The 22,257-nt window shown below is 63.8% G+C and carries 26 protein-coding genes; 10 read left to right on the forward strand and 16 right to left on the reverse strand.

Features of this window, described 5'->3' with window-relative positions; genetic code table 11:
• Positions 1 to 2: 2 nt before the first annotated feature.
• The 3 genes from K410_RS0108235 to K410_RS0108245 all read right to left on the reverse strand — a co-directional run bounded on the left by K410_RS0108235 (position 3) and on the right by K410_RS0108245 (position 2,402).
• Positions 3 to 926, reverse strand: coding sequence for a hypothetical protein (locus K410_RS0108235; protein ID WP_028134408.1), 924 nt, complete (start codon positions 924 to 926; stop codon positions 3 to 5).
• Between the two features lie 368 nt (positions 927 to 1,294).
• Positions 1,295 to 1,735: a nuclear transport factor 2 family protein gene (locus K410_RS0108240; RefSeq protein WP_028134409.1), complete on the reverse strand. Its 441-nt coding sequence runs from the start codon at positions 1,733 to 1,735 to the stop codon at positions 1,295 to 1,297.
• A 220-nt stretch (positions 1,736 to 1,955) separates the two neighbouring features.
• Entirely contained in the window at positions 1,956 to 2,402 is a 447-nt protein-coding gene (locus tag K410_RS0108245) for a nuclear transport factor 2 family protein (RefSeq protein ID WP_028134410.1), read from the reverse strand.
• Between the two features lie 390 nt (positions 2,403 to 2,792).
• Between K410_RS0108245 and K410_RS0108250 the strand changes: the two genes are divergently transcribed.
• Positions 2,793 to 3,179 carry a hypothetical protein gene (locus tag K410_RS0108250; RefSeq protein ID WP_028134411.1) on the forward strand — a complete coding sequence of 129 codons (387 nt, stop codon included), beginning with the start codon at positions 2,793 to 2,795 and terminating at the stop codon, positions 3,177 to 3,179.
• Between the two features lie 995 nt (positions 3,180 to 4,174).
• On the opposite strand, the gene K410_RS0108260 is transcribed toward K410_RS0108250, so the two are convergent.
• Positions 4,175 to 5,287, reverse strand: coding sequence for a beta family protein (locus tag K410_RS0108260; protein WP_155253289.1), 1,113 nt, complete (start codon positions 5,285 to 5,287; stop codon positions 4,175 to 4,177).
• A 14-nt stretch (positions 5,288 to 5,301) separates the two neighbouring features.
• Entirely contained in the window at positions 5,302 to 6,576 is a 1,275-nt protein-coding gene (locus K410_RS36610) for an XRE family transcriptional regulator (protein WP_049819962.1), read from the reverse strand.
• A gap of 211 nt (positions 6,577 to 6,787) precedes the next feature.
• On the opposite strand from K410_RS36610, the gene K410_RS39325 reads away from it, so the two are divergent.
• Both K410_RS39325 and dcd read left to right on the forward strand, forming a co-directional pair.
• Positions 6,788 to 7,051 carry a holo-ACP synthase gene (locus K410_RS39325; protein WP_155253290.1) on the forward strand — a complete coding sequence of 88 codons (264 nt, stop codon included), beginning with the start codon at positions 6,788 to 6,790 and terminating at the stop codon, positions 7,049 to 7,051.
• Positions 7,048 to 7,602 carry a dCTP deaminase gene (gene dcd, locus K410_RS0108270; protein WP_028134414.1) on the forward strand — a complete coding sequence of 185 codons (555 nt, stop codon included), beginning with the start codon at positions 7,048 to 7,050 and terminating at the stop codon, positions 7,600 to 7,602. Before K410_RS39325 ends, dcd begins: the two co-directional genes overlap by 4 nt.
• Before the next feature lie 9 nt (positions 7,603 to 7,611).
• On the opposite strand, the gene uvrB is transcribed toward dcd, so the two are convergent.
• The 4 genes from uvrB to K410_RS0108290 form a co-directional block, all read right to left on the reverse strand.
• Complete coding sequence (uvrB, locus tag K410_RS0108275) at positions 7,612 to 10,569, reverse strand: excinuclease ABC subunit UvrB (protein ID WP_028134415.1); 2,958 nt, start codon at positions 10,567 to 10,569, stop codon at positions 7,612 to 7,614.
• Between the two features lie 93 nt (positions 10,570 to 10,662).
• Positions 10,663 to 10,893, reverse strand: a complete 231-nt coding sequence (locus K410_RS0108280; protein ID WP_028134416.1) for a hypothetical protein — start codon at positions 10,891 to 10,893, stop codon at positions 10,663 to 10,665.
• Positions 10,894 to 10,949: 56 nt separating this feature from the next.
• A complete protein-coding gene (locus tag K410_RS0108285; protein WP_028134417.1) occupies positions 10,950 to 11,174 on the reverse strand; it encodes a hypothetical protein in 225 nt (74 codons plus the stop codon).
• A 127-nt stretch (positions 11,175 to 11,301) separates the two neighbouring features.
• Positions 11,302 to 12,219, reverse strand: a complete 918-nt coding sequence (locus tag K410_RS0108290) for a LysR substrate-binding domain-containing protein (RefSeq protein ID WP_028134418.1) — start codon at positions 12,217 to 12,219, stop codon at positions 11,302 to 11,304.
• Positions 12,220 to 12,426: 207 nt separating this feature from the next.
• Here K410_RS0108290 and K410_RS0108295 point away from each other — a divergent pair, with 207 nt between their 5' ends.
• From K410_RS0108295 to K410_RS0108305, 3 genes are all read left to right on the forward strand, one after another.
• Complete coding sequence (locus K410_RS0108295) at positions 12,427 to 13,206, forward strand: sulfite exporter TauE/SafE family protein (RefSeq protein WP_028134419.1); 780 nt, start codon at positions 12,427 to 12,429, stop codon at positions 13,204 to 13,206.
• Positions 13,203 to 13,433 carry a hypothetical protein gene (locus tag K410_RS0108300; RefSeq protein WP_028134420.1) on the forward strand — a complete coding sequence of 77 codons (231 nt, stop codon included), beginning with the start codon at positions 13,203 to 13,205 and terminating at the stop codon, positions 13,431 to 13,433. The genes K410_RS0108295 and K410_RS0108300 overlap by 4 nt, the downstream gene beginning before the upstream one ends.
• Positions 13,434 to 13,608: 175 nt before the next feature.
• Positions 13,609 to 14,307 (forward strand): glutathione S-transferase family protein, encoded by a 699-nt coding sequence (locus K410_RS0108305; protein WP_028134421.1) that lies wholly within the window; start codon positions 13,609 to 13,611, stop codon positions 14,305 to 14,307.
• Between the two features lie 63 nt (positions 14,308 to 14,370).
• On the opposite strand, the gene K410_RS40975 is transcribed toward K410_RS0108305, so the two are convergent.
• Positions 14,371 to 14,589 carry a hypothetical protein gene (locus K410_RS40975; protein ID WP_063831411.1) on the reverse strand — a complete coding sequence of 73 codons (219 nt, stop codon included), beginning with the start codon at positions 14,587 to 14,589 and terminating at the stop codon, positions 14,371 to 14,373.
• A gap of 114 nt (positions 14,590 to 14,703) precedes the next feature.
• Here K410_RS40975 and K410_RS0108310 point away from each other — a divergent pair, with 114 nt between their 5' ends.
• The 4 genes from K410_RS0108310 (at position 14,704) to hmuQ (ending at position 18,157) form a co-directional block, all read left to right on the forward strand.
• Entirely contained in the window at positions 14,704 to 16,116 is a 1,413-nt protein-coding gene (locus tag K410_RS0108310) for a DUF1800 domain-containing protein (RefSeq protein ID WP_028134422.1), read from the forward strand.
• A 2-nt stretch (positions 16,117 to 16,118) separates the two neighbouring features.
• Positions 16,119 to 17,336 (forward strand): DUF1501 domain-containing protein, encoded by a 1,218-nt coding sequence (locus K410_RS0108315; RefSeq protein WP_049820232.1) that lies wholly within the window; start codon positions 16,119 to 16,121, stop codon positions 17,334 to 17,336.
• A 64-nt stretch (positions 17,337 to 17,400) separates the two neighbouring features.
• Positions 17,401 to 17,772, forward strand: coding sequence for an endonuclease domain-containing protein (locus K410_RS0108320; RefSeq protein ID WP_028134424.1), 372 nt, complete (start codon positions 17,401 to 17,403; stop codon positions 17,770 to 17,772).
• Between the two features lie 64 nt (positions 17,773 to 17,836).
• Entirely contained in the window at positions 17,837 to 18,157 is a 321-nt protein-coding gene (gene hmuQ, locus K410_RS0108325) for a heme-degrading protein HmuQ (RefSeq protein WP_028134425.1), read from the forward strand.
• A gap of 12 nt (positions 18,158 to 18,169) precedes the next feature.
• On the opposite strand, the gene K410_RS0108330 is transcribed toward hmuQ, so the two are convergent.
• The 6 genes from K410_RS0108330 to K410_RS0108355 all read right to left on the reverse strand — a co-directional run bounded on the left by K410_RS0108330 (position 18,170) and on the right by K410_RS0108355 (position 22,038).
• Entirely contained in the window at positions 18,170 to 19,111 is a 942-nt protein-coding gene (locus K410_RS0108330) for an aldo/keto reductase (RefSeq protein WP_028134426.1), read from the reverse strand.
• A 244-nt stretch (positions 19,112 to 19,355) separates the two neighbouring features.
• Positions 19,356 to 19,811 (reverse strand): GNAT family N-acetyltransferase, encoded by a 456-nt coding sequence (locus K410_RS0108335; RefSeq protein WP_028134427.1) that lies wholly within the window; start codon positions 19,809 to 19,811, stop codon positions 19,356 to 19,358.
• 70 nt (positions 19,812 to 19,881) lie between these two features.
• Entirely contained in the window at positions 19,882 to 20,691 is an 810-nt protein-coding gene (locus tag K410_RS0108340; protein WP_028134428.1) for a PAS-domain containing protein, read from the reverse strand.
• Positions 20,692 to 20,817: 126 nt separating this feature from the next.
• A complete protein-coding gene (locus K410_RS39330) occupies positions 20,818 to 20,964 on the reverse strand; it encodes a hypothetical protein (RefSeq protein ID WP_196236061.1) in 147 nt (48 codons plus the stop codon).
• A gap of 85 nt (positions 20,965 to 21,049) precedes the next feature.
• Positions 21,050 to 21,226, reverse strand: coding sequence for a hypothetical protein (locus tag K410_RS40285; RefSeq protein ID WP_196235999.1), 177 nt, complete (start codon positions 21,224 to 21,226; stop codon positions 21,050 to 21,052).
• Positions 21,227 to 21,387: 161 nt separating this feature from the next.
• Entirely contained in the window at positions 21,388 to 22,038 is a 651-nt protein-coding gene (locus K410_RS0108355) for a glutathione S-transferase family protein (RefSeq protein ID WP_028134429.1), read from the reverse strand.
• Between the last annotated feature and the right edge of the window lie 219 nt (positions 22,039 to 22,257).

Consider the following 22,257-nt stretch of genomic DNA (forward strand, 5'->3'; position numbering starts at 1 on the left):
TGCTACCAGCTCTTCTTGAAGCCGGCCGTCACGCTCTTGTTGATCGCGCCTTGCGAGGTCTCGCCGACCGAGCCGGAGACAGTGACGTTGTCGAACAGCTTCTGCTCGGCGCCGACCTTGCGCAGCCATTTGTCGTCGGTGGTCGATAGCGTCTGGCCGGCGGTGATGCTGGTGCCGGTGTCGGTGAGGGTGACCCTGGCGGACTGGTCGGTTTCGTAATTGCGGATGATGTGGCCGCCGATGCCGGGCACGGCACGGGTGCCCTGCTGGTTGACGCTGTAGCCGTTCTGCAGCGTCAGCTGTGTGTCGCCCGACAGCGGCACCGCTTTGGTCAGCGAGGCCCCGATCTTGCTCTGCTCGGCGCCGGGATCGACGCGGGCCTCCACCGCGGTCTTGTCCCAGATCGCGCCCGCGCCGGGCGCGGTTGCCGTCGCCCAGGCGCTGCCGGAGGATTGCGGCAGGTTGCCGCCGTTGCTGGCCTTCTGCGCCAGCAGCTCGGACATCGTCCGCGGCTCGCTCGCCACCGTCATGTCGGCGCCGATCCGCGTGTCCCAGAAAGGGGATACGGACTGCTTCACCGTCACCGCCGAGGAGCCGTTCGCGTTGGCGTTGGACGACCAGTCCGGCCCGTCCCTGGCGGCGGCCTGGGCGCGCTTCCTGGCGGCCATGGGATCGATGCCGGTGCCGGCATCGATCGCGAGCTGGCTCCAGTCGAGCTTGTCGACGTCGATGTCCTTCATCACGTCGGGGTCGCTGACGTCGGGGGCCTCCGCCACGGCCTCTGGCTCGGCCTCGTCGTCAGCTGCGTTCGCTGGAGGGGAGAAAGGCGGAATGATCTGCGCCTGTAACGTCAGAACCGAGCCCAAAATAAATGCGGCCGCCAGCAAAGGCAGCCTGGTCCAGCCAAACCCTGTCGAGAATTCCATCGTCCTGCCCGCAAACCCCAGCGCATGCTCCGATAGCATATATCGGCCCCAGGCCATGCGCCATTCCGCACCCGGACATGATGGTTCATCGTCGCGAAATTGTGACGAATATTCGAGGCGGCGAACCAACGGGCCGCGCGAGAGGCGCGCGCCCGATGACGAGCTTCTGGCGCGACGGCATCCGGCGGGGCTGGAGGCCAGGACGTCGCAGCCGGCATCGTCATCGGTCCCGAACGGCGGGGCCCGTTGGTGTCCCCCCTGAGGCGCGATGATCATCATCGCGCTTCAGGTTCTCGTTTGCGCATGATCTTTTCGGAAAGCCGCTGCGCACTTTGCGTTAACGCGGCCCTTCGGGTCCGGATCATGCGTCAGCCGACGCGGGTCATCTTCGGCAGATGAATGGCGCGGCCGAGCGCCTGCTCGACCAGGTCGAACGTGTCGATCAGGACGCGCATGCTGGCGAGCTTGCCTGCCCTGAACTGGGCGAACTGCGCGACCCGCAGGCTGATCGGCTTGTTGGAATCCAGGGCCGTGAGCGAATAGCGCACCATCGAGGCGGCGGAATCGACGCCGAGCATGATGCTCTCGCGGTCGAAGCGGCGGACTTGGAAATTGTCGGCGAGCTGGCGGATGACCTCGAGCACGGCCGCCTTGCCCCGGCGTGCGCCGAGGAACGGAAACATGTCGATCGGGCCGTAGAGCGCCCACTCGACGTCCTCGTCGATCAGGGCCTCGATATCCTCGAAATGCCGGTCGTTGATCGCGCGGTGCAACGCGCGCGAGAAACGCCAGAGGCTGTGCTCTGTCATTTTGGGCAGTCCTGAAGCTGGCTTGCGAAAGGAAACGAAAACATCCCCACGCGCAGTCAGGCGCCGGGGATCAACTCATTTGTATACGAACAATCTAGCGGGCTTCGGCCAAAACGCAATTCACGTTTTTGCAATGCACCATTGAACGGATTTTGTGAAATTTACAATAGAACCCCGTAGTCTTCCGGGTTCGGATCCGGGTTCCAGGCAAGCAGGGCGATCAATCCGCCTGCATGCCCGTGATCAACGGCCCGATCTCGCGCTCCAGCACCTGCTGCACCAGATCGTAGGAATCGATGATCTCGCGGATCTCGGCCACCAGCCCGCCGCGGAAGGTATAGAACACCGCCATGTCGAACTGCACGATGCGGTCGTTGCTGCGCTTCCTGAAATAGGTCTGCATGTAGGTGGCGACCGCCTCGCCCTCGGCGACGATGTGCGGCGCCTTGTAGCGGATTTCCGAATAGCGCGACCAGATCGTCTCCCACAGCTCGCGCAATTCGGCCTTGCCGTGGCGCGGCACCATGTGCGGCAGCACGTCGATCGGCGCGTGGGTGAGGAAGTCGACGTCGTCGGTGCAGCATGCCAGCGCCGTCTCGATGTCGCCGCGGGCGAAGGCGTCGAGCAGATGCACGACCCGCTGGCGATTGAGCTTCTCGATCGACATTCCGCCCCTCCTTTTTCTTGGCCGTTGTGCAACGCTAGCGCGTGGTCCCGCGCACCGGCAATCCGCGAAATCACAGGGATGTTCCAGACCTTATGACGCGCCGGCGCAATGCCAGGTTCATGGCGTGCAATTAAAAGCTGAGCGATGGGCCGGCTGCACGGATTCATGCCAGATCAGCTGCGTGGCGCGCCACGGCCCAGGGCACAATGCGCAACTCGGCTCCGCGCACCCGCCTGGAACCGCAAGTTGTCGTCTGTCATTCCGGGGCGCCGCGGAGCGGCGAGCCCGGAATCCATCGCGCGACAGGCCGGCTATGGGGCGTGACCAGCCTCACATCACCCCAGGGACGGCAGGGGTAGCGTCATCCGCATGTCATCAGGGAGACGTGCCATGGCTGCCATCGCCAGAGTCCGAAAGTCCCGCCTGCACAACGCGCTCGAAGGCCTCGCGCTGACCACGATCCTGCAGAGCTTCCCGACCTTCGCCCTGGCCGCCGTCCTGCTCAAGCTCTGCGGCGACCACGACCTCGCCGGCGACCCCGGCGTCGCCATCTTCGTTGCATTCGCCTCGCTCGCCCACGCGCTGCTGGCCGTGACGCTGGGCCCGAGCCTCCCGCATTTGTTCAAGACCGTCTACGAGCCGAAATTCTTCGAGGCCCACCTGTCGCTGTCCGACAAGATCACCGCTTGGCGCACCCAGCCGGTCGCCTCGCTGCAACTGGTGACGATCGTGCTGCTGCTTTCGGTGATGGCGGTGGTGACGGCGAGCGTGGGGTGAGGGCTGCGCTCGCAATAACGATTGTGTCGTGAGGACATCGCTCGATCCCTTGCGTCTTTCATGGCACGCACACGTCCGCATTCCCGCGGCGCGTTTCGCCCGAGCTTTGCCTGGTCGCGCGCCCCCATTTGGAAGAGAAGGCGCAGGGAAGGCCGGGAGCCGGTTAGCTCCCGTGGCCGCCTGTGCAGAAGGTAATCTGCGTGTGCAAGCACAGGCGGAAAGACCACAGGGCAACCGGGACATCCCGGCCTTCCCTGCGCGATGGTTGGAACGGCTTATGTCGCGCTCTCCCCGGGGAGCGTTGCACTATTGCCCCCGTCACCTCGCGGACCACCGACATGCCGGCCCGGTTGGGCCGCTCATGTCACCGCAAGACTTGGCGCCAGAACCCCGGGCGCCAGGACCACACGATTTTGCCGTACACGCATCCCACCTGTCGAAAGCGCGCCGTCCTGCTCACGGTTGCCCGCCCTGCAAAACCTCTCGCGCCAATGGGACCCGTGTCCACCGCCGCCCGGCCCCATGTCGTGACGATCGCGATACGCCCTCTCCGTGGGCCGGAGTGAGCGAGACATACGATAATTCCGAATTTCGGTAAAGTGGAATATTTTTGCGTGGCGGTGTTGACGCGTCGGGCAAAACAGGGCGAGGGGAGGGGCGGGCCCGGATCACGCCGCGCCGTCATTGCGAAGAGCCCAGCGACAAAATTGCGTAGCAATTTTGCGCAGATGCGACGAAGCAATCCAGGCTGCGTCCGGGAAGGACTCCGGATTGCTGCAGAGCCGGCCGAGCTTCCCGCACCTGTTCAAGACCGTCGAGGAGCCGAAGTGCTGCGAGGCCCAGCTGTCGCTGTCCGACAAGATCGCGGTTTGGCGCACCCAGCAGGTTGCCTCGCTGCAGCTCGTGACGATCGTGCTGCTGTCGGTGATGGCGGTGGTGACGGCGAGTGGGGGGAGAGGACAACTACGCTCAACACCCTCCATCCGAATGCAACCCTATTTATGTTCAAACAGTGTTAGCTGCCTTGCACGGCGCATAGCGCGCGTTGGCAGTCTCATGCCATATAGCTCGGCAAGCTGCGCCAATGTTGCCGCCATGTGATGGTTCATGTTCGCTGAGCGCCATAGCCATGGTTCGCCAACCTTGATCCGCTCCGCGGCGCAATCGGCGATATATTCATCGCCGTCGGAGAACTCCCTTCCACTAAAGAAGGCTGATGCCGCAATGCGTTTAGTTACGCTTCGCATCGATCCATACGATGCACGATCCCCGCGCACCGTCACGCATTCTTCGGCGATCGCATATCGGATGTGAGGAATAGGACGACCTCCACCGTCGAATCGAAAGTATGCATTGTCGGCACCGTGATCTCCGAACATCACGAACTCGAGGAGTCTGGAGTCAAGCCCTACCATCCATTTCCAGAGCTGCCATTCGAGCCGAGGAGATCGCACGTCACCATTTTCAGGTGCTGGATTCTTGAGCGGGTAACTGCACCCCGACAGAATGATCCTTGCCCAATTGCGATGATTCTTGAGCGCATAAAGCCAACCGATCAGAGCCGCTGCTAACTGCTCGTGCTCCGACATGTCCACGTCAGTTATGTCGACGATTAGCAAGCAGTCTTCGGCCTGCAGTCTGAGATTTCGTAGTGCGCCCTCCAAGAGTTGGTATTCCTGGATGTCATCGAGATCAATTCTGATCGCCGCTCCGCTATCGGCTCTGCGGGCATAGCTCGATATTGCGAGTGTGCGGTGAATTTCTTCGCGCAATCCGACAACTGGAATGGCGTGGGCATGATATCGCTGGAATTGAGTGGCGAGCCTTTCCAATCCGATACCGTCCTCGACCACATCTTCCGCGCTAAATCGTAGAAACCTCGGGTCCCAGAGGCATGTATTATTGCCCCAACTGGTGAGGATTTTGCCGACCTCCCGCTTGACGATGCTGTCCAAACTCCTTGCGGACTCTTTTTCAGGTAGAGGCAGCGCAATCAGATTTGGTAACAGAAACGCCTTAGAGCTTCTGTCTAGACTTCGCAGGGCCTTTAGTTCTCCAGCTTTTCCCCGAAGAGTGGCGGAGTAAAACTGTTTCTGCAGCGAGTACATGCCAGTCAACCCTTCTACAGTGTGTAACCCACGAATAGATTTCTAACTTGTCCTGTTCCCACCAAATCTGAGTAGAGATTATAACCTCTCTCGTTACGCAAACGTCCTGCGACAATAGCAGGATGAATTTTTAGATTGCCCGCAAATTTTAACACGGCACTCTCGGATCGCGTAAAGCGGACCACCGAGTTTGCCCAGATTTCGTCTGGAATAAGTTTGTTTCTAGCAAAATCGTCGGCCTCCCGCTCAATATCGGATACGCGGGGTTCTCCTAGATCGTCGTCTATGAAGCCTTCATCAAGCCCTCGATTGAAATGCATAAAGACATGACCGAGTTCGTGAAAGAGAGTGAACCAGAAATTGTCGATGCGGTCGTATCGCAGCGTCAGCGCTACGATTGGGATTCCCCCAGAAAGGATAAATGCCGCCCCGTCAAGCAGGGTTTTTGGTAGGTGTGGCTCAATGACTAGAATGATGCCGTGCTCGCGAAGCATTTCGGCTGCGCGCCTTGGGCCATCAGGATAAATACTAAGTTGGGCGAGCGGCTGTAGCCAGCTTGTGTCGGCGATATTGAATTTTCCCTTCATCCGATTCCGATGCACGCCCGCCGAATGCAGAACTCTTGCGGTCCAGAGTTCTAAAACGCCATCCGCTGGAGGAGCGCTGACCCGTCTACGATGGAGCGCCTTCGTTTGTGCAAGCTTCTGTGCTTCTTGGACGTACTGACTGATTCTAGCGATCATCTCACTTGGGGGGAGCGAGCGAGGTAGATCAATCCACGCTCGCTTTCGGAGATCGCTGAGCAGATCCGGGGAAAGACTAATGTTAAATTCAGATGTATTGGGAATCTTCGGCGCAGCGCGCTTCGAGAGTCGAGGATGAACTTCTACCTCTAGAGCCGCTAGTATTCTCTGATAGCGCTCCAAGCTGACATTGGCATAGCGAACACGCTCGTACCTTTGGATCTGTTGCTCCTTCATTCCTAGTAGATCCGCGAACTCCTTTTGAGAGAGTTTCCGTGCAATCCTCCCGAGAATAGGGAGCAGACCGAGTTCGTCGGCTTCGATAGCCTCAAGTGAATTGGGGGCGCGCTTCCGAAGTTCGTCGTATGCTTCGATCTCTGTATTGATGCGGTCTAGCTCGGTGCGCAACGTATCGATCCGAGCGGCAGAGAGCTGCGCCGGAAGTTCAACGATGCCGTCTATGATCGCCTTCTTGCTTGTGGCCTTTTCGAGCTGAGCGCGGCGAGCCTTCGCAAGCCGATAGTCGCGTTGATTGAGAATCGCCATTGAATAATACTACACAACAAATGTGTTGGGTCAATTTCTGCGGAGGAAACTCGCGAAATTTGTTGTGACGATTCCAGTATCCCCCTTGTTCTCGAGCGTGTTCTCTATATGTTCTAATTGCGAATTGTTGGGATAACTACCGGTTGTTCGTCGATGATCCCGGACGACTCAGGCAATCTTCGATTCGCGCAATCGGAGATGAATAATGCGAATGAGAGTTCAAGAGATTGGTCCCGGATTGCACCCGAGCGAAGTGGTGGTGGAAGTGCAAACTACCAGCGGCGCCGAGCGGTTGGTCATAGATCGTGCAGCTGTTTCGGATAACAGCGTGTTTGTGGGGTGGCGATCATTGGCCCAAAAAAATGGTGAATTGCTGGTGGAACTTCCTAATGAGACAATGAGCGGGACTTGGCGGATTTGGGTGAGGAGCGACGCTATTATTTCTGATCAAGGAACAGCGGTAGGTGTGGCGTGATCCTCACGGATCGCGAAATACAAATCTCATTAGATCGCGGGATATTTTCAATATCCCCGTCACCCGAGGGTGTTGCTTACACATCTACTGCGGTCGATCTCACCCTCGATCCGATCTTGCATCTCGTCAGAGACCCGACGAGTGCGCTTGAGACGACCATTAATCCGCAAGCCCAGGGGTTTAACGCAGAAGAAGTAATGGGCCAGCTGTCGGATCAAATTACGATCGACCCCCAGAATGGTTATCCTTTCGTTCCTAAAAAACTGGCCCTTGGCTGGACGAAAGAACGTCTTGAGATGGATGTCGAAGCCCGAGTCGCGGCGCGAGTCGAAGGAAAAAGTTCGCTGGCCCGACTTGGGTTAGTCGTTCATATGACCGCGCCTACCATCCACGCAGGTTTCAAGGGACGGATTCGTCTAGAGATGATGAATCACGGAGCCGTACCGATCCGTCTTTGGCCGGGAATGCGTATTTGCCAGTTGATATTCGAGACGACGTTTGGGACTGCCGAGAAGGGCTACAAAGGTCAGTTTGCCGGGCAGGGAAGCTAATTCCGCCCCCTACCTCTTTTTCCACCCCCCGCGCCGCCCTGGCATCCCGCCGCTGCTCTTCGGCGCCGGCCCGAACTCCGGCCCCGACTGCCTTGAATCCGTCGGCTGGATGATGCGGCTGGTGCTACCAAACGGCTTTGACGGCAGCGTCGGCTTCTCGCGATAGGGCAACGACTCCGGCCCGTGCATCTCGTCGAGATGCGGCTTGTGCACCTTCGAGCCAGAGCCGCCGCCGCCGCTCGCCTTCAGCGCGGAGCTGAAGGTTTTCTTCTTCATGGCGCTGACGGGGAGGTTGGCGGCGTCGCCGTATTTCCTTGTACCCGCATAGGCGCCGGCCTTGCCGGCGACGGTGCGCTGCTTGGCGGTGGGGTCGTCGACCACAGCGAGCTCGGTGGCGCGCAGGCGCTTGACCTCGTCGCGCAGGCGCGCGGCTTCCTCGAAGTTCAAATCGGCGGCGGCCTCGCGCATCCGCGTTTCCAGATCGGCGAGCACGGCCTCAAAGTTGTGGCCGATCGAGATGACGTCGTCGGTCATGTCGTGGCCGCCGACCTCGACCAGCACGTGGTCGCGCTCGTAGACCGAGTTGAGGATGTCGCCGATCTGCTTCTTCACGCTCTCCGGCGTGATGCCGTTGGCGTTGTTGTACTCGACCTGCTTCTCGCGGCGGCGGTTGGTCTCGGCGATGGCGCGCTCCATCGACCCCGTCATCTGGTCGGCGTAGAGGATCACCTTGCCGTCGACGTTGCGCGCGGCGCGGCCGATGGTCTGGATCAGCGAGGTCTCGCTGCGCAAAAAACCCTCCTTGTCGGCGTCGAGGATCGCGACCAGCGCGCATTCGGGAATGTCGAGGCCTTCGCGCAAGAGGTTGATGCCGACCAGCGCGTCGAAGGCGCCGAGGCGCAGATCCCTGATGATCTCGATGCGCTCGATGGTGTCGATGTCGCTGTGCATGTAGCGGACGCGGATGCCCTGCTCGTGCAGATACTCGGTGAGGTCCTCCGCCATGCGTTTTGTGAGAACCGTGATCAGCGAGCGATAGCCGGCTTGCGCAGTGGCGCGGACCTCGCCGACGAGATCGTCGACCTGGGTGCGGGCCGGGCGGATGTCGACCGGCGGGTCGATCAGCCCGGTCGGGCGAATGACCTGCTCGACGAACACGCCGCCGCTCTCGTTCAGCTCCCAGCCGCTCGGCGTCGCCGACACCGCGATGGTCTGCGGCCGCATCATGTCCCATTCCTCGAAGCGGAGCGGGCGGTTGTCCATGCAGGAAGGCAGGCGGAAGCCGTATTCGGCCAGCGTCGCCTTGCGGCGGAAGTCGCCGCGGAACATGGCGCCGATCTGCGGGATGGTGACGTGGCTCTCGTCGGCGAAGATCAGCGCGTTGTCGGGCACGTATTCGAACAGCGTCGGCGGCGGCTCGCCGGGGCGGCGCCCGGTGAGATAGCGCGAATAGTTCTCGATGCCGGCGCAGCTTCCGGTCGCCTCCATCATCTCCAAGTCGAAGGTGGTGCGCTGCTCCAGCCGCTGCGCCTCCAGCAGGCGCCCCTGGTTGTGGAGCTGGTCGAGCCGCTGCTTCAGCTCCGACTTGATCGACTTGATCGCCTGCACCAGCGTCGGCCGCGGCGTCACATAGTGCGAGTTGGCGTACATCTTGATGAATTCGAGCTCGTCCTGCTTGTGGCCGGTGAGCGGGTCGAACTCCTCGATATTCTCGATGGTGTCGCCGAACAGGTTCACGCGCCAGGCGCGGTCTTCATAGTGCGCCGGGAAGATGTCGATGACGTCGCCGCGCACCCGGAACGTGCCGCGGGTGAAATCGGCCTGGGTGCGCTTGTATTGCAGCGCGACGAGGTCGGCGATCAGCTGGCGCTGGTCGATGCGCTCGCCCTTCTTCAGCGCGAAGGTCATCGCGGTGTAGGTCTCGACCGAGCCGATACCGTAGATGCAGGACACCGACGCCACGATGATGACGTCGTCGCGTTCGAGCAGCGCGCGCGTCGCCGAGTGACGCATGCGGTCGATCTGCTCGTTGATCGAGGAATCCTTCTCGATATAGGTGTCGGTGCGCGGGACGTAGGCTTCCGGCTGGTAGTAGTCGTAATAGGAGACGAAATACTCGACCGCGTTGTCAGGGAAGAAGTTCTTGAACTCGCCGTAGAGCTGGGCGGCGAGCGTCTTGTTCGGCGCCAGGATCAGGGCCGGACGCTGCGTCTTCTCGATGACCTGCGCCATGGTGTAGGTCTTGCCCGAGCCGGTGACGCCGAGCAGCACCTGGGTGCGGTCGTTGCGATTGATGCCCTCGACCAGCTCGGCGATCGCGGTCGGCTGGTCGCCGCGCGGCTCGTAGGACGACTTGATCTCGAAGCGCACGCCGCCTTCGGACTTTTCCGGGCGCGGCGGCCGGTGCGGGGTCCACACCTTGGTGGAGCCGTCGTCCTTGCGGAACTCCGGCCGGCCCTCGCGGATCAGCGATTCCAGGGCATCGGCAGTGGCCTTGACGCCGAGCGCTTCCATCTTGCTGCGCGGTGGCCGCGCCAGTGCCTCGGCATCGTCCTCCTCGGTCGGCAGTCCGAGCTGCCGCGCCAGTTCCGGATCGAGCGTCGGGATGGTGGCCGCCGTGCCGTAATTGGCCTGCGGCGCCTCGTCGAAGCCTTCGGCCGACGCGCGGGCGCCCGCTGGCTGCGGATTTGGGCGCAGCGGCATCGGGCGTGCGGTATCTTGCGGAAACTCCTTCGGTGTCGAGGCGCGCGCGCGATGTGCGGCGGCCTCGCCGCCGGAGCGGCGGTCGCGCGAATTGTCCGGCGGCGGCTGCAGGCCGGTGCCCGACCCCAGGCCCGCATCGCCGCGATTGATCGCAGGATTGAGCAATTCGGCCAGCGCCGGCCCGATCGGCTGCACGTCAGGCCGGTGAGCTTTGGATTTCGGGGATTTGCCGGATTTTTCGGAGGATGCAGGTTTCTTCGCCATCAGGCGAATATGGGACGAGTCCGCCTCCCGATAAAGGGCGAATGGCCGTTGCCGTGCAGGCTGCTGACAGCAGGTTGGCAGCAGGAAGGAACCTTACGCCGCCGGCAGCGGACCCTCGCCGTCCTCGCTCGCCTGATAGGGTTCGAGGATGTCGAGATGGAGGCCGCCGCAATCGGTGCAGCGCATGGCCCAGTACTCGCATCCGGCGCGCCCGCCGATGACGCGGAGCACGGTGAGATCGCCGTCGCATTCCGGGCAGTTGGACTGCACAGCGCGGGCGTAGATCCTCGGCCGCGACGGGTCTTGGAATTCGATGACTGACATGGCCGATTGCCCCTTCTTAACCTGCGCTGTCCCTGGCTGGCTGCCGCCCGGCCCGCTCATTCGTCGTCGCTGTCGGTCCGCCGGCGGAAGCGGTCGATGTGGTGCTTGGCGTCGGCGATCGCGGCGTTCTGATCCGGCCAGGCGAAACCGACTTCCATGGCCGGAAACAGCACGCCGTCGATGGCGAGGGGGCTGAGATCGGCGCGGCGGATGCGGGCGTGCCAGAGGCCTTTGCCAGCCTCGAAGGATTCGATGTCAAAGCCGTCGTAGAGGGTCGTCATGGTCGTCCCCGAAGTGTTCCGTACGTGTCTTGTTGGAGGGTCAGGGGACCACGATTGCGAAATTCGGGATGTGAAGCCGTTCACAAGCGGGCGGCTTTTTTGCCGCTGGACGTCAGTTTTTGGGGCGTCAGTTCCGCGCCGCCGTACGGCCGCTCCGCTTGCCCGGGCGGGCCGCGGGTTCCGCCGCCGCCCGCATGATCCAGCGGCGGAACGCGGCGAAGTCGCGCTGCTCGGTCTGGAAGCTGCGATAGAGCAGATACCAGCGCATGCCCTTGGGCACCGAGAGGTCGAACGGCGCCACCAGCCGGCCAGCGGCGAGGTCGTCGTCGATATAGGGGCGGATGCCCATGGCGATGCCGAGCCCGTCGGCGGCGGCCTGCAGCGCCTGGCCGTAGAACTGAAACTCCGGCCCGCGCGCGTTGATGCGGGGGACCCCCGCGGCCTTCAGCCAGATCGGCCAGTCCTCGGGCGAGTGCGCGACGCGGATCAGGCTCGGTCCCTTCAAATCGGCCGGGCGCTTCAGGCCGCTCGCGAGACGGGGCACGCAGACCGGCGTGAGGTCGCCGGCGAACAGCGGCTCGGCGACGAGGCCGGGCCAGTCGCCGGTGCCGAGCTTGATGCCGCAGTTCCAATCCTCGCCGAACGGCACCGAGGCGCCGCCGGTGGTGAAGCGCACCTCGATATCCGGCTCCTCGCTGCGAAACTCCGACAGGCGCGGGATCAGCCAGCGCATCGCAAAGGTGTGGCCGACGCCGATGGTGAGCACGCGGACGCTCGCGGGCGCCGTCACCTGCGCGGTGAGGCTGGCCAGCGCATCGAAGATCGGCGTCAGCCCGCTCTGATAGGCGCGGCCGGCCTGCGTCAGCACCAGGCGGTTGGCCTTGCGCTCGAACAGGGCGACGCCGAGCCGCTCTTCCAGCAGATGCACCATGCGGCTGACCGCGGCTGCGGACACGCTCAGCTCGAGCCCGGCTGCGGCAAAGCTGCCGGTCCGCGCCGCCGCCTCGAATGCCTTGATGCCGTTGAGAAACAGCAGCCGCCGCAAATGCAGGACCCTTGTGCACGACCCTCAGGAAAGCTGAGGCCAGGGCAAGATAACTCAGTTTGCGGCGAAGGAGCAAGCGAGGCACGTTCGGAGTGCAGATTTGTGCTGATTTGTTGAAGCGGGCGCGGTTCTTCGCCTCTCCCCGCAGGCGGGGCGAGGGAGTGCACGCGGGATGGGTCCCTTACGGTTCTAACAGGAGTCCTCTACGTGACGCCCCTCATGATCGCTGCCCTCGGATTGCTGATGGTCGCCACCGCGTTCCTGTCGGGGCTGTTCGGCATGGCGGGCGGGCTGATCCTGATCGGCGTGCTGCTGGCCCTGATGCCGCTGCCGACCGCGATGGTGCTGCACGCGATCACGCAGATGGCTTCGAACGGCTGGCGCGCGTTGCTGTGGCGGGCGCATATCCGCTGGCGGCCGGTCGCGAACTACATGGTCGGCGCTGCCGTCGCACTCGCGGCGTGGTCGCTCACGCGCTACGTGCCGGACAAGCCGATGGCGCTGCTGCTGCTCGGCATCACCCCGTTCATGGCGCGGCTGTTGCCGGCGAGCATCAAGCCGGACCCTGATCGCCTCTGGCAGGGCACGGTCTACGGCACGATCTGCATGGGCCTGATGCTGATGACCGGCGTCTCCGGCCCGCTGCTCGACACCTTCTTCCTCGGCGGCGATTTCGGCCGGCGCGAGAAGGTGGCGACCAAAGCGATGTGCCAGGTGGTCAGCCATTTCACCAAGCTGATCTATTTCGGTGGCATCATCGATCAGGCCGCAAGCCTCGATCCCGTGCTCGCCGGCGTCGCGATCGCAGCCTCGATGCTCGGCACCACGCTGGCGCGGCGCATCCTGGAGGCCATGACCGACCAGCAGTTCATCGCCTGGTCGAACAGGCTGATCACCACCATTGCCTGCTATTACATCGCCTATGGCGGCTGGCTGTTGCTTCGCGCGCCGGTGCTGGCCGCCTTCGACAAGGGAGGTTTGCAATGAGCGAGACTGCCGATCCGCTGGTGCTGGACTTCGTCGAATGGGTCGCGCGCGAGCCACGCGCCTATGCCGAGGTGATCTCGACCTGGAAGACCTCGTGCCCGCGCCTCACCATCTGGGAAGACGCCGCTGAGCGCGGCTATGTCGCGCGCGAGACGATTGCAGGTCTCGGGCTGGTGATCGCGGTGACGGAGGATGGCGAGAGGCTGCTGCGCGCGAACGGGCGGTGATGCCTCCACGTCGTCATTGCGAGCGCCAGCGAAGCAATCCAGAATGGGAGACCCTCACCCTGAGGAGTGCGCATCTTGCGCGCGTCTCGAAGGGCGAGGCCGAGCTCAGACCTTCATCCTTCGAGACGCGCGTTCCGCGCTCCTCAGGATGAGGAGCTGGCAGGAAAGGCCTTTCATGTCACTCAAGCTCTACGAACTCGTCGGCACCGATCCCTCGCGCCCGTTCAGCCCGTATTGCTGGCGCACGCGGATGGCGCTGGCGCACAAGGGGTTGTCGGCGGAATCGCTGCCCTGGCGCTTCACCGAGAAGAGCACGCTTGTGCCGCACGGCTCGGAGAAGGTGCCGGTGCTGCTGCACGATGACAGGCCGATCGTCGATTCCTGGACCATCGCGACCTATCTCGAAGACAAGTTTCCGGACCGTCCGTCGCTGTTCGGCGGCGAGGGCGGCCGCGCCATGGCGCGCATGATCAATGCATGGGGCGATATCGCCATCGTCGGCGGCATCTTCCCGCTGATCGTCGCCGACATTCCGAACAATCTCGGCGAGACCGACGCGGCCTATTTCCGGCAGTCGCGCGAGGCGCGCTTCGCAGGCAAGAGCCTGGAAGATGTCATGTCGAGCCGCGACACCGGCGTGGTCGCCTTCCGCAAATCGCTCGAGGTGATGCGCCAGACGCTGAAGAAGCAGCCTTATCTCGGCGGCGGCGCGCCGAACTATGCCGACTACATCGTGTTCGGCGGCTTCCAATGGGCGCGCGTGGTGAGCCCGTTCAAGCTGCTGGAGGCGGACGATCCGATCCATGCCTGGCGCGAAAAACTGCTCGACGCGTTCGACGGCATGGCGCGGACGTCGCCGGGATATGAGGTGTAAACTTCGTAGCCCGGATGAAGCGCAGCGAAATCCGGGGCCAGTGCTAGCGGAACGTATCCCGGATTACGCTTGCGCTCCATCCGGGCTACGGGCTGCCTCCGCCGCCGCCTTGCGCAAGCATTCGCGGCACAGGCAATCCTCGCCCTCGACCGGCATCGGTAGTTTCGCAACCTCTTCTGCGCACCAGCATGTGCCCGACAGATCGCAACCAAACTCGGTGCCGCAGCGCGCGCAGGCGAGGCGGCGCGGTTCCGGCGGTGAGGATTCTTTCGGATTTGTCATGATCTACGTCGAAGCTTCGCCGTGATTTTCATGTCGGGTTCATCGGTCGTTGCGGTATATTAGGCCTCGCACGCGGACTCGGAAAGCGGCTCCCGGCACGCGAAGGACAAATCGATGGCCCGCGATTCGCAAGCCGCGCTCGTTGCGCTCAACCGTTTCGGCTTCGGTGCCCGCGGCGGCGCCTCGGGCGATCTGATCAACGCAAGCTCCGATCCGCGCGGCTTCGTGAAGGCGGAGCTCGCGCGGCCGAGCGGCGTGCTGCTGGAGGCGCCCGGTCTGCAATCGACGCAGCAGCTGGGGCAGGCCGTCTTCGCCTATCAGGATCAGGTCAGGCAGGCGCGCGAGGCGGCAAAGACCGCCGCGCCCGCCGACATGCCGGCGCCGGCCGAACTGAAGCCTGCGCCGCAGCCGCTCAACGTCATCCAAAAGACCTTCCGCGCTGAAGCGCTGGCGCGGTTGCAGCGCGCGACGCTGGCGGAGTGCGGCTTCACCGAACGGCTCGTCGTGTTCTGGTCCAACCATTTCTGCATCTCCGCGAGCAAGGGCGAGCTGGCCCGGATCTGGGCCGGCGCGTTCGAGCGCGAGGCGATCAGGCCGCACGTGCTCGGGCGCTTCGCCGACATGCTGAGAGCGGTCGAGCAGCATCCGGCCATGCTGTTCTTCCTCGACAACCAGCAATCGCTCGGCCCGGACTCGCGCGCCGGCCAGAATCGCAAGCGCGGGCTGAACGAAAATCTCGCGCGCGAGATCATGGAGCTGCATACGCTCGGCGTCGGCGGCGGCTATACGCAGGACGACGTCACTTCGCTCGCACGCATCATCACCGGCTGGACCTTCGCCGGACGAAAGGGTCAGCTCGGGCCCCCCGGCGCCTTCGTGTTCAACGCTAATGCGCACCAGCCGGGACCGCAGATGCTGCTCGGCAAGACCTACGAGGCGGCGGGGCTCGCGCGGGGCGAGGCCGCGCTCGCCGACATCGCACGGCATCCCTCGACCGCGAACTTCATCGCCAGCAAATTCGCTCGTCACTTCGTTGCCGACGATCCGCCGCCGGCGCTGGTCGCGCGGCTGCGCGACGTCTTCGTCAAGACCGACGGCGATCTCAAGGCGCTTGCGGCCGCGCTGGTCGATGCCGACGAAGCCTGGAAAGCGCCGTTGACCAAGATGCGCAGTCCCTACGATTTCCTTGTCGCAAGCGGACGGCTGCTCGCGCGCGTGCCGGAGGATCCCGGCGCCTATCTCAACAATCTCAATCTGCTGGGTCAGCCGCTGTGGTCGCCGGCGGGGCCGAACGGTTTCCCGGATACCAGCGCCGCCTGGGCCGCGCCCGAAGGGATCAAGCTCAGGCTCGATATCGCCGCGCAGATCGGCGCGCGGCTCGGCAACAATATCGACCCGCTCGACCTTCTCGAATTCGCGGCGGCCGATGCGGCCTCGATCGAAACGCGAAGAACCGTCGAACGGGCGGAGTCGCGGCAGCAGGCGCTGGCGCTGCTCCTGATGTCGCCGGAAATGCAGAGGAGATGATCATGATCGACTGCGTCGAGAACCGGCTCCTCACCTCGCGCCGCGGTCTATTGCTCGGCGGCGCCGCGTTCGCGGCCTGGGCTTACCTGCCGAAATTCGCACGCGCGGCCGACGGGCGCGATCCCCGGCTGATCGTGGTGATCCTGCGCGGGGCGCTCGACGGGCTTTCGACCGTCGCGCCGGTCGGCGATCCCGATTATGCCGGCCTGCACGGCTCAATCGCGCTCGCCGCGGACGGCGCCCATCCGGCGATTCCGCTCGATTCCTTCTTCGCGCTGCATCCGGCCATGCCGGAATTTTCGCGCATGTATCGCGACAAGCACGCCGCGGTGATTCATGCAGTGGCGACGCCCTATCGCGATCGCTCGCATTTCGACGGCCAGGACGTGCTCGAAAGCGGCTATGCCGGGCCGGGTCGCGTGCAGTCCGGCTGGCTCAACCGCGCGCTGGAGGCGCTGCCGCGCGGCGAGCGCGTATCGAGCGGTCTTGCGGTCGGACCCACGACGCCGCTGGTGCTGCGCGGCAACGCACCGACCGTCGGATGGGCGCCGGTGGCGCTGCCGCAGGCGGATGACGACACCGCAATGCGCCTCGTCGATCTCTACCGCCACCGCGATCCCGCGCTGGCGGCGGCGCTGTCGCAGGGCCTCCAGCTCGACAAGGCCGCGAGCGGCGACGACATGAAACGCAGGCCCGGCAACGCGGTGGCGCAGATGCGCCAGGTCGCGCGCGGCGCGGCCAAGCTGATGGCGGCGGACGACGGCCCGCGCATCGCAGCGCTCGCCTTCGACGGTTGGGACACCCATGCCAATGAAGGCGGCCCTGTGGGGCGTCTCGCCTTCCTGCTCGGCGGGCTCGACGGCGCGCTCGCCGAATTCGAGAACGGCCTGGGAGAGCGTTGGCGCGACAGCGTCGTCGTCGTCGCCACCGAATTCGGCCGCACCGCGCGCATCAACGGCACCGACGGCACCGATCACGGCACCGGCACGATCGCGCTGCTCGCCGGCGGTGCGGTGAAGGGCGGCCGCGTCATTGCGGACTGGCCGGGTCTGAAGCTTGCGAATTTGTACGAAGGCCGCGATCTCAAGCCGACCACGGATTTGCGCTCCGTGATCAAAGGCGTGCTGCAAGGACAGTTCGGCCTGTCCGACCGCGTGCTGGCCGAGACGGTGTTTCCGGACAGCGCAAGCGCAAGGCCGATGAAGGGATTGGTGGCTTAACCTCTCCCCGCGCTTTTGCGGGGAGAGGTCGGATCGCGCAGCGATCCGGGTGAGGGGCAGGGCAATGCGTGGCCACAACGAAAAGTCTATCCGACTCGCACGGCGTCTCCGCCTTAATCAAACAGACGCGGAGACAGTCCTCTGGAATCGCATTCGCAATCGGAGGGTCGATGGATACAAGTTCGTCAGGCAGGAGCCAATCATCGGCTATATCTGCGACTTCGTGTGCCGGGAGAAGCGGCTCGTGATTGAAGTTGATGGCGGACAACACAACGGATCCACGACAGATGCGATCCGAGACCAGCGCTTGAAAGAGGAGGGGTACAAGGTTCTTCGTTTCTGGAACAACGATGTCCTTGGCAATATTGAGGGCGTTCTGACTATAATTCAGAGCGCGCTCGCGGAGGGAGCCCCTCACCCCACCCTCTCCCCGTAAGAACGGGGAGAGGGAGCGAGAGAGGGTGCTTCCCTTACGATTCCCCTGAAGGAGAACCACACCCATGTACATCGCCATGAACCGCTTCCGCGTCGCCAAGGGCTCCGAGGCCGCCTTCGAGCAGGTCTGGCTTTCGCGCGACACGCACCTGGACAAGGTGCCGGGCTTCGTCGAATTCCATCTGCTGCGCGGGCCGGAAGCCGAGGACCATACGCTCTACGCCTCGCACACGGTCTGGGCGAACCACGCGGCGTTCGAGGCCTGGACCAAGTCGGAGGCGTTTCGCGCCGCGCATGCGCGGGCCGGCGACACCAAGCCGGCCTACCTCGGTCATCCCCAGTTCGAGGGCTTCGAGGTGATACAGACGGTGGGCGGCGCGAAGTAATAGGTCGCGGGTTCAACCCAGCGTGATCCTGTCGATCTCGGCCATCTCGTCCGCGCCGAGCTTCCAGGCGATCGCCTTGACGTTCTCCTCGATCTGCTCGACGCGGGTCGCGCCGGCGATCACGCTCGACACCTGCGGGCGCGCGGCGAGCCAGGAGAAGGCGAGCTCGAGCATGCTGCGGCCGCGCGCCTTGGCGAAGGCCTGGAGCTTCTCGACCATGTCCTCGTTGCGCGGCGTGACGTAGCGGTCGCGCAGTGCCGGTGCCTTGGCAAAGCGCGTGTCGGCGGGGGCCGCGGCGCCGCGCTGGTACTTGCCGGTGAGCAGGCCGCTGGCGAGCGGGAAGAACGGCAATAGGCCGAGCCTGTACTCCTGCGCCGCCGGCAGCAGGTCCTTCTCGATGTCGCGCACCAGGAGGCTGTATTCGTCCTGGCACGAGACGAAGCGGCTGACATTCATCGCGCGTGCGGTGAACTCGGCTTCCGCGATCCGCCAAGCCGGGAAGTTGGAATTGCCGATGTAGCGGACCTTGCCCTGCCGGATCAAATCGTCGAGCGCGCGCAACGTCTCCTCCATCGGCGTCAGCGGATCGTAATCGTGCTGCTGGTAGAGGTCGATGTAGTCGGTCTTCAGCCGTTTCAGGCTCGCTTCCACGGCCTCCATGATGTAGCGGCGCGAGGCGCCCTGCCTGGTGCCGTCGGTCGCCATCGGCTTGGCATATTTGGTGGCGAGCACGATGTCCTTGCGGCGGTCGCCGAGCACGGTGCCGAGCACCGTCTCCGAGCCGCCCATGCCGGCATAGATGTCGGCGGTGTCAAACAGCGTGATGCCGAGATCGAGGGCGCGATGGATCACCTTGCGCGAGGTCTCCAGATCGGTGCGCTGGCCGAAATTGTTGCAGCCAAGCCCGACCGCAGACACGCGAAGGCCGGAGGCGCCGAGATTGCGAATTTCCATTGAGATGATCCTGTCAGAAGAGGGCGCTCATTCTGGCCGCGGTGCGCTGCACCAGCAAGAAGTCCGCCCGCGCTGCTGCCATGCGGACAAAAAAATGCGGCCCCGGTCAGACGCGGCGACTGACGGGGACCGCTTTGGGGCGCTTGATCGGTGACGGGGGGCCAGATCAGACGCAGCTGCACCGTAGCCCCGCTATGTTACGCGCGGGTGACAGCGGCACTTATCCACAGGGTGCGCGCAGGGGTCAGAAAACCTTGCGATAGACGATGAAGCCGGAACGCTCCGCGACCTTGTCGTACAGGCGCTGTGCCGTGAGATTGGTCTCGTGCGTCTGCCAATAGACGCGTGGCGATCCCGCCAACTTTGCCCGTTCGTAGACGCCGTGGATCAGGGCCGAGGCGACGCCCTTGCCGCGCGCGGCTTCGAGCGTGAACAGATCTTGCAGATAGCAGGACGGCTCGATCGCCGTGGTGCTGCGATGGAACAGGTAGTTTGTCATGCCGAGCAGCTTGCCGTCGCTCTCGGCGACGAGGCCATGCACGGGCTCATAGGCATCGAAGAAGCGCTGCCACGTCATGCGCGTGATCTCGGGAGCGAGCGCGGTCGGGCCGGAGCGGCCGTAGAAGGCGTTGTAGCCGTCCCACAGCGGCAGCCATTGATCATAGTCCTGCCTGGTGACGGAGCGAACGGTGAGCGACATCTGGATTCCCGCGATCGATGAAGCGTCTTTCATACGGATGATGGGTGCTGCGATCAATCGCGCAGTTGCATCACTCCGCAACGCGCAGATACCGGATCAGGCCGCGGCCGGTGGGATCGCGCAGCGAGCGGTAATAGTCGGCGCGTGACGGCGCATCGGTGTGACGCACGAGATCGGTCACCGGGGTGTAGCTGAGCATTCGTCCGCCGTCCGGCAGCGCCGTGCAGACGAAGCGCAGCACGTCGCCGCTGCGCAGGGCGATGTTGATCGGCGTGGCATCGCCGGTCCGCACCATCTCCATGCGCTGCGCGATGAAGGTGCCGAGCTCGTCTTCGGGTAGCTCGAACGCACCGGTGTCGCGGCCGTGATACATCAGCGCGATGAAGGGTGGCTTGCCGTCGGCGATCTGGTCCGGCACGGCGAAATAATCGCGGAACGCGCGGTTGATGAACTCGGCGCGTGTCTCGGCATCGAGCAGCACGATGCCGATATCGACCTGGTCGAGCGCGGCCGACAGCCGCGCGGCGGTGGCGTGGCTGCGACGCTCGGCCGCGAACGTGCCGAGCAGCCGCCGGCGCATCAGGCCGGTGATGCCAGCGGTGCCGGCAGCAGTGACGGCCAGGAGGCCGAGTTGGACCAGATCGGCGATGGAGGCGGATACGCCGTGGCGGCCGAGCACGAGCAGCGTTGCACCGATCACCGCGATGGCTGCGCTGGTGACGGCGGAGGCGAGACCCGACAATGCACCGGCGAGCGCCACGATGCCGACGAGCAGCGGAGCCGGCGTGGGCGTGGGGATCAAGCGATCGAACAGTATCGCCAGCAGCAGGGTTGCTGCCGTCAGCACCGGACCGGAGATCGCACGCCATCCGAACCGCATGGACAGTCTCGCCCTCACGACGGAGGTAAGACCGCAAGTCTGACTGATCGTTGCGCTGCTGTGATGCGGATTCGTGCGGTGTGCTTAGGGCGCGCTTGCTCGCAAGCCTAAGGCTTTTGGATGATTTTAAGCCAAGTGCGTGTGCTTGAGCGGCTGTTGCAGCGCAGGCGCATTCAGTGTCGACGTCCCCGGCGCCTTGCGCGTACCGACGACGATCAACAATGACGCCGCGACCAGGATGGCCGCAGTCAAGGTGATTGCAACGACTACCACGGGTGATTTCATCGAGGTCCTGTCGCGATGCCGGCCGGCGCGGGGCATGCGGCGCCTTGAAGACAGGACCGGGATGAAACGGGAATCAGGCCGGCAGGCCCATCGCCATGGTCGCCTTGGTCGACAGCACCGTCAGGGCGACGATCAGGCACAGCGAGAGTGCGGCGACGGCGAGCGAGGCCGCAACCGCGTTGGTCAGCCGGGAAGACGCGACGGTAGCGGGATGGCCCTTAAAGCCGGCCGTGCCGGACGCCCGTGTCATGGGTCTAAATCCTTCAACGCGCGAGCGAATCACCCGCGACCTTCCACAATTTCCCAGCTTCTGCCGGCAACATTGCGGCGGCCATCCTGTTGAAAATGGCCAGATTGCGGCAAATAATACCTTTATGCCCGCTATTCCCCCGATCGGCGGGAGGGGGCCGGTCATGCGTTGGCCGCGATGCTGGCGGGGTCGTCGACGTCGGCCGGCCGCCAGTCCATCGACACGAAGCCGGGCGCGGCTTCCACCCGCTTCAGCCAGTCCCGGATCGCCGGGAAGGTCGAAAGATCGAAGTCGCAGCGGTCGGCCAGGTGGGTGTAGCCGTAAAGCGCGATGTCGGCGACGGTGAGCTGGCGCGCGGCGAAATAGGCGTTGGTCTTCAAGTGATTTTCCATCACCTGGAGCGCGCCATAGCCGCGCTCCATCCAGTCCTCCAGCGAATGGGTCTGCAGGTCGCGGCCGCCCTTGACCAGCGACAGCCAGAAATAGGCGGCACCGATGTTCGGCTCGAGCGCGTGCTGCTCGAAGAACATCCATTGCAGCGCCTCGGCGCGGTCGATGCGATTCTCGGGCGCAAGCGGGGTGCCGACGGCGACGTACCAGAGGATGGCGTTGGACTCGGCGAGATAACGGTCATCGCCGACCTCGAGCAGCGGCACCTGTCCTGACGGGTTCTTGCTCAGAAAGTCCGGCGTGCGGCTCTCGCCGCGCAGAATGTCCACCTCGATCGCTTCGTAGGGCAGATTGAGCAGCGCCAGCGCAAGGCGGACCTTGTAGCTGTTGCCGGAGCGTTGCATCGAATAGAGCTTGTACATTCTGGAGTTCGATTCCGAAGACGGGAGACGCGGCGCTTGTTGCCCCTGAGCGCGGCTAAACAATGATGCCGATGCGAATCCGCCGCAAGGGTCAGCCAATAGAAAAACTCGAAAACCCTACCGCATTGCAATGCAGCGGAAGATCATTTCCGCGTGGCCATGCAAATCAGTTCACGCTTGCGTCAACGCGTGGACGTATCGTCGCGCGTGCTTGTGTGA

It is taken from the genome of Bradyrhizobium sp. 22, assembly GCF_000482425.1.
Taxonomy (GTDB): domain Bacteria; phylum Pseudomonadota; class Alphaproteobacteria; order Rhizobiales; family Xanthobacteraceae; genus Bradyrhizobium; species Bradyrhizobium japonicum_B.

What these genes read in the sequence shown, in the direction of transcription:
- K410_RS0108340 (WP_028134428.1), bottom strand. Translation starts at nt 20,691, where the DNA reads ATGCGGTTCGGATGGCGTGCGATCTCCGGTCCGGTGCTGACGGCAGCA.
- K410_RS0108250 (WP_028134411.1), top strand. Translation starts at nt 2,793, where the DNA reads ATGGCTGCCATCGCCAGAGTCCGAAAGTCCCGCCTGCACAACGCGCTC.
- K410_RS0108235 (WP_028134408.1), bottom strand. Translation starts at nt 926, where the DNA reads ATGGAATTCTCGACAGGGTTTGGCTGGACCAGGCTGCCTTTGCTGGCG.
- K410_RS0108240 (WP_028134409.1), bottom strand. Translation starts at nt 1,735, where the DNA reads ATGACAGAGCACAGCCTCTGGCGTTTCTCGCGCGCGTTGCACCGCGCG.
- K410_RS0108305 (WP_028134421.1), top strand. Translation starts at nt 13,609, where the DNA reads ATGTCACTCAAGCTCTACGAACTCGTCGGCACCGATCCCTCGCGCCCG.
- K410_RS0108300 (WP_028134420.1), top strand. Translation starts at nt 13,203, where the DNA reads ATGAGCGAGACTGCCGATCCGCTGGTGCTGGACTTCGTCGAATGGGTC.
- K410_RS0108280 (WP_028134416.1), bottom strand. Translation starts at nt 10,893, where the DNA reads ATGTCAGTCATCGAATTCCAAGACCCGTCGCGGCCGAGGATCTACGCC.
- K410_RS39325 (WP_155253290.1), top strand. Translation starts at nt 6,788, where the DNA reads ATGAGAGTTCAAGAGATTGGTCCCGGATTGCACCCGAGCGAAGTGGTG.
- K410_RS0108285 (WP_028134417.1), bottom strand. Translation starts at nt 11,174, where the DNA reads ATGACGACCCTCTACGACGGCTTTGACATCGAATCCTTCGAGGCTGGC.
- K410_RS40285 (WP_196235999.1), bottom strand. Translation starts at nt 21,226, where the DNA reads ATGACACGGGCGTCCGGCACGGCCGGCTTTAAGGGCCATCCCGCTACC.
- uvrB (WP_028134415.1), bottom strand. Translation starts at nt 10,569, where the DNA reads ATGGCGAAGAAACCTGCATCCTCCGAAAAATCCGGCAAATCCCCGAAA.
- K410_RS0108260 (WP_155253289.1), bottom strand. Translation starts at nt 5,287, where the DNA reads ATGTACTCGCTGCAGAAACAGTTTTACTCCGCCACTCTTCGGGGAAAA.
- K410_RS36610 (WP_049819962.1), bottom strand. Translation starts at nt 6,576, where the DNA reads ATGGCGATTCTCAATCAACGCGACTATCGGCTTGCGAAGGCTCGCCGC.
- K410_RS0108335 (WP_028134427.1), bottom strand. Translation starts at nt 19,811, where the DNA reads ATGTCGCTCACCGTTCGCTCCGTCACCAGGCAGGACTATGATCAATGG.
- K410_RS0108315 (WP_049820232.1), top strand. Translation starts at nt 16,119, where the DNA reads ATGATCGACTGCGTCGAGAACCGGCTCCTCACCTCGCGCCGCGGTCTA.
- K410_RS0108320 (WP_028134424.1), top strand. Translation starts at nt 17,401, where the DNA reads ATGCGTGGCCACAACGAAAAGTCTATCCGACTCGCACGGCGTCTCCGC.
- hmuQ (WP_028134425.1), top strand. Translation starts at nt 17,837, where the DNA reads ATGTACATCGCCATGAACCGCTTCCGCGTCGCCAAGGGCTCCGAGGCC.
- K410_RS0108245 (WP_028134410.1), bottom strand. Translation starts at nt 2,402, where the DNA reads ATGTCGATCGAGAAGCTCAATCGCCAGCGGGTCGTGCATCTGCTCGAC.
- K410_RS0108310 (WP_028134422.1), top strand. Translation starts at nt 14,704, where the DNA reads ATGGCCCGCGATTCGCAAGCCGCGCTCGTTGCGCTCAACCGTTTCGGC.
- K410_RS0108330 (WP_028134426.1), bottom strand. Translation starts at nt 19,111, where the DNA reads ATGGAAATTCGCAATCTCGGCGCCTCCGGCCTTCGCGTGTCTGCGGTC.
- K410_RS0108355 (WP_028134429.1), bottom strand. Translation starts at nt 22,038, where the DNA reads ATGTACAAGCTCTATTCGATGCAACGCTCCGGCAACAGCTACAAGGTC.
- K410_RS40975 (WP_063831411.1), bottom strand. Translation starts at nt 14,589, where the DNA reads ATGACAAATCCGAAAGAATCCTCACCGCCGGAACCGCGCCGCCTCGCC.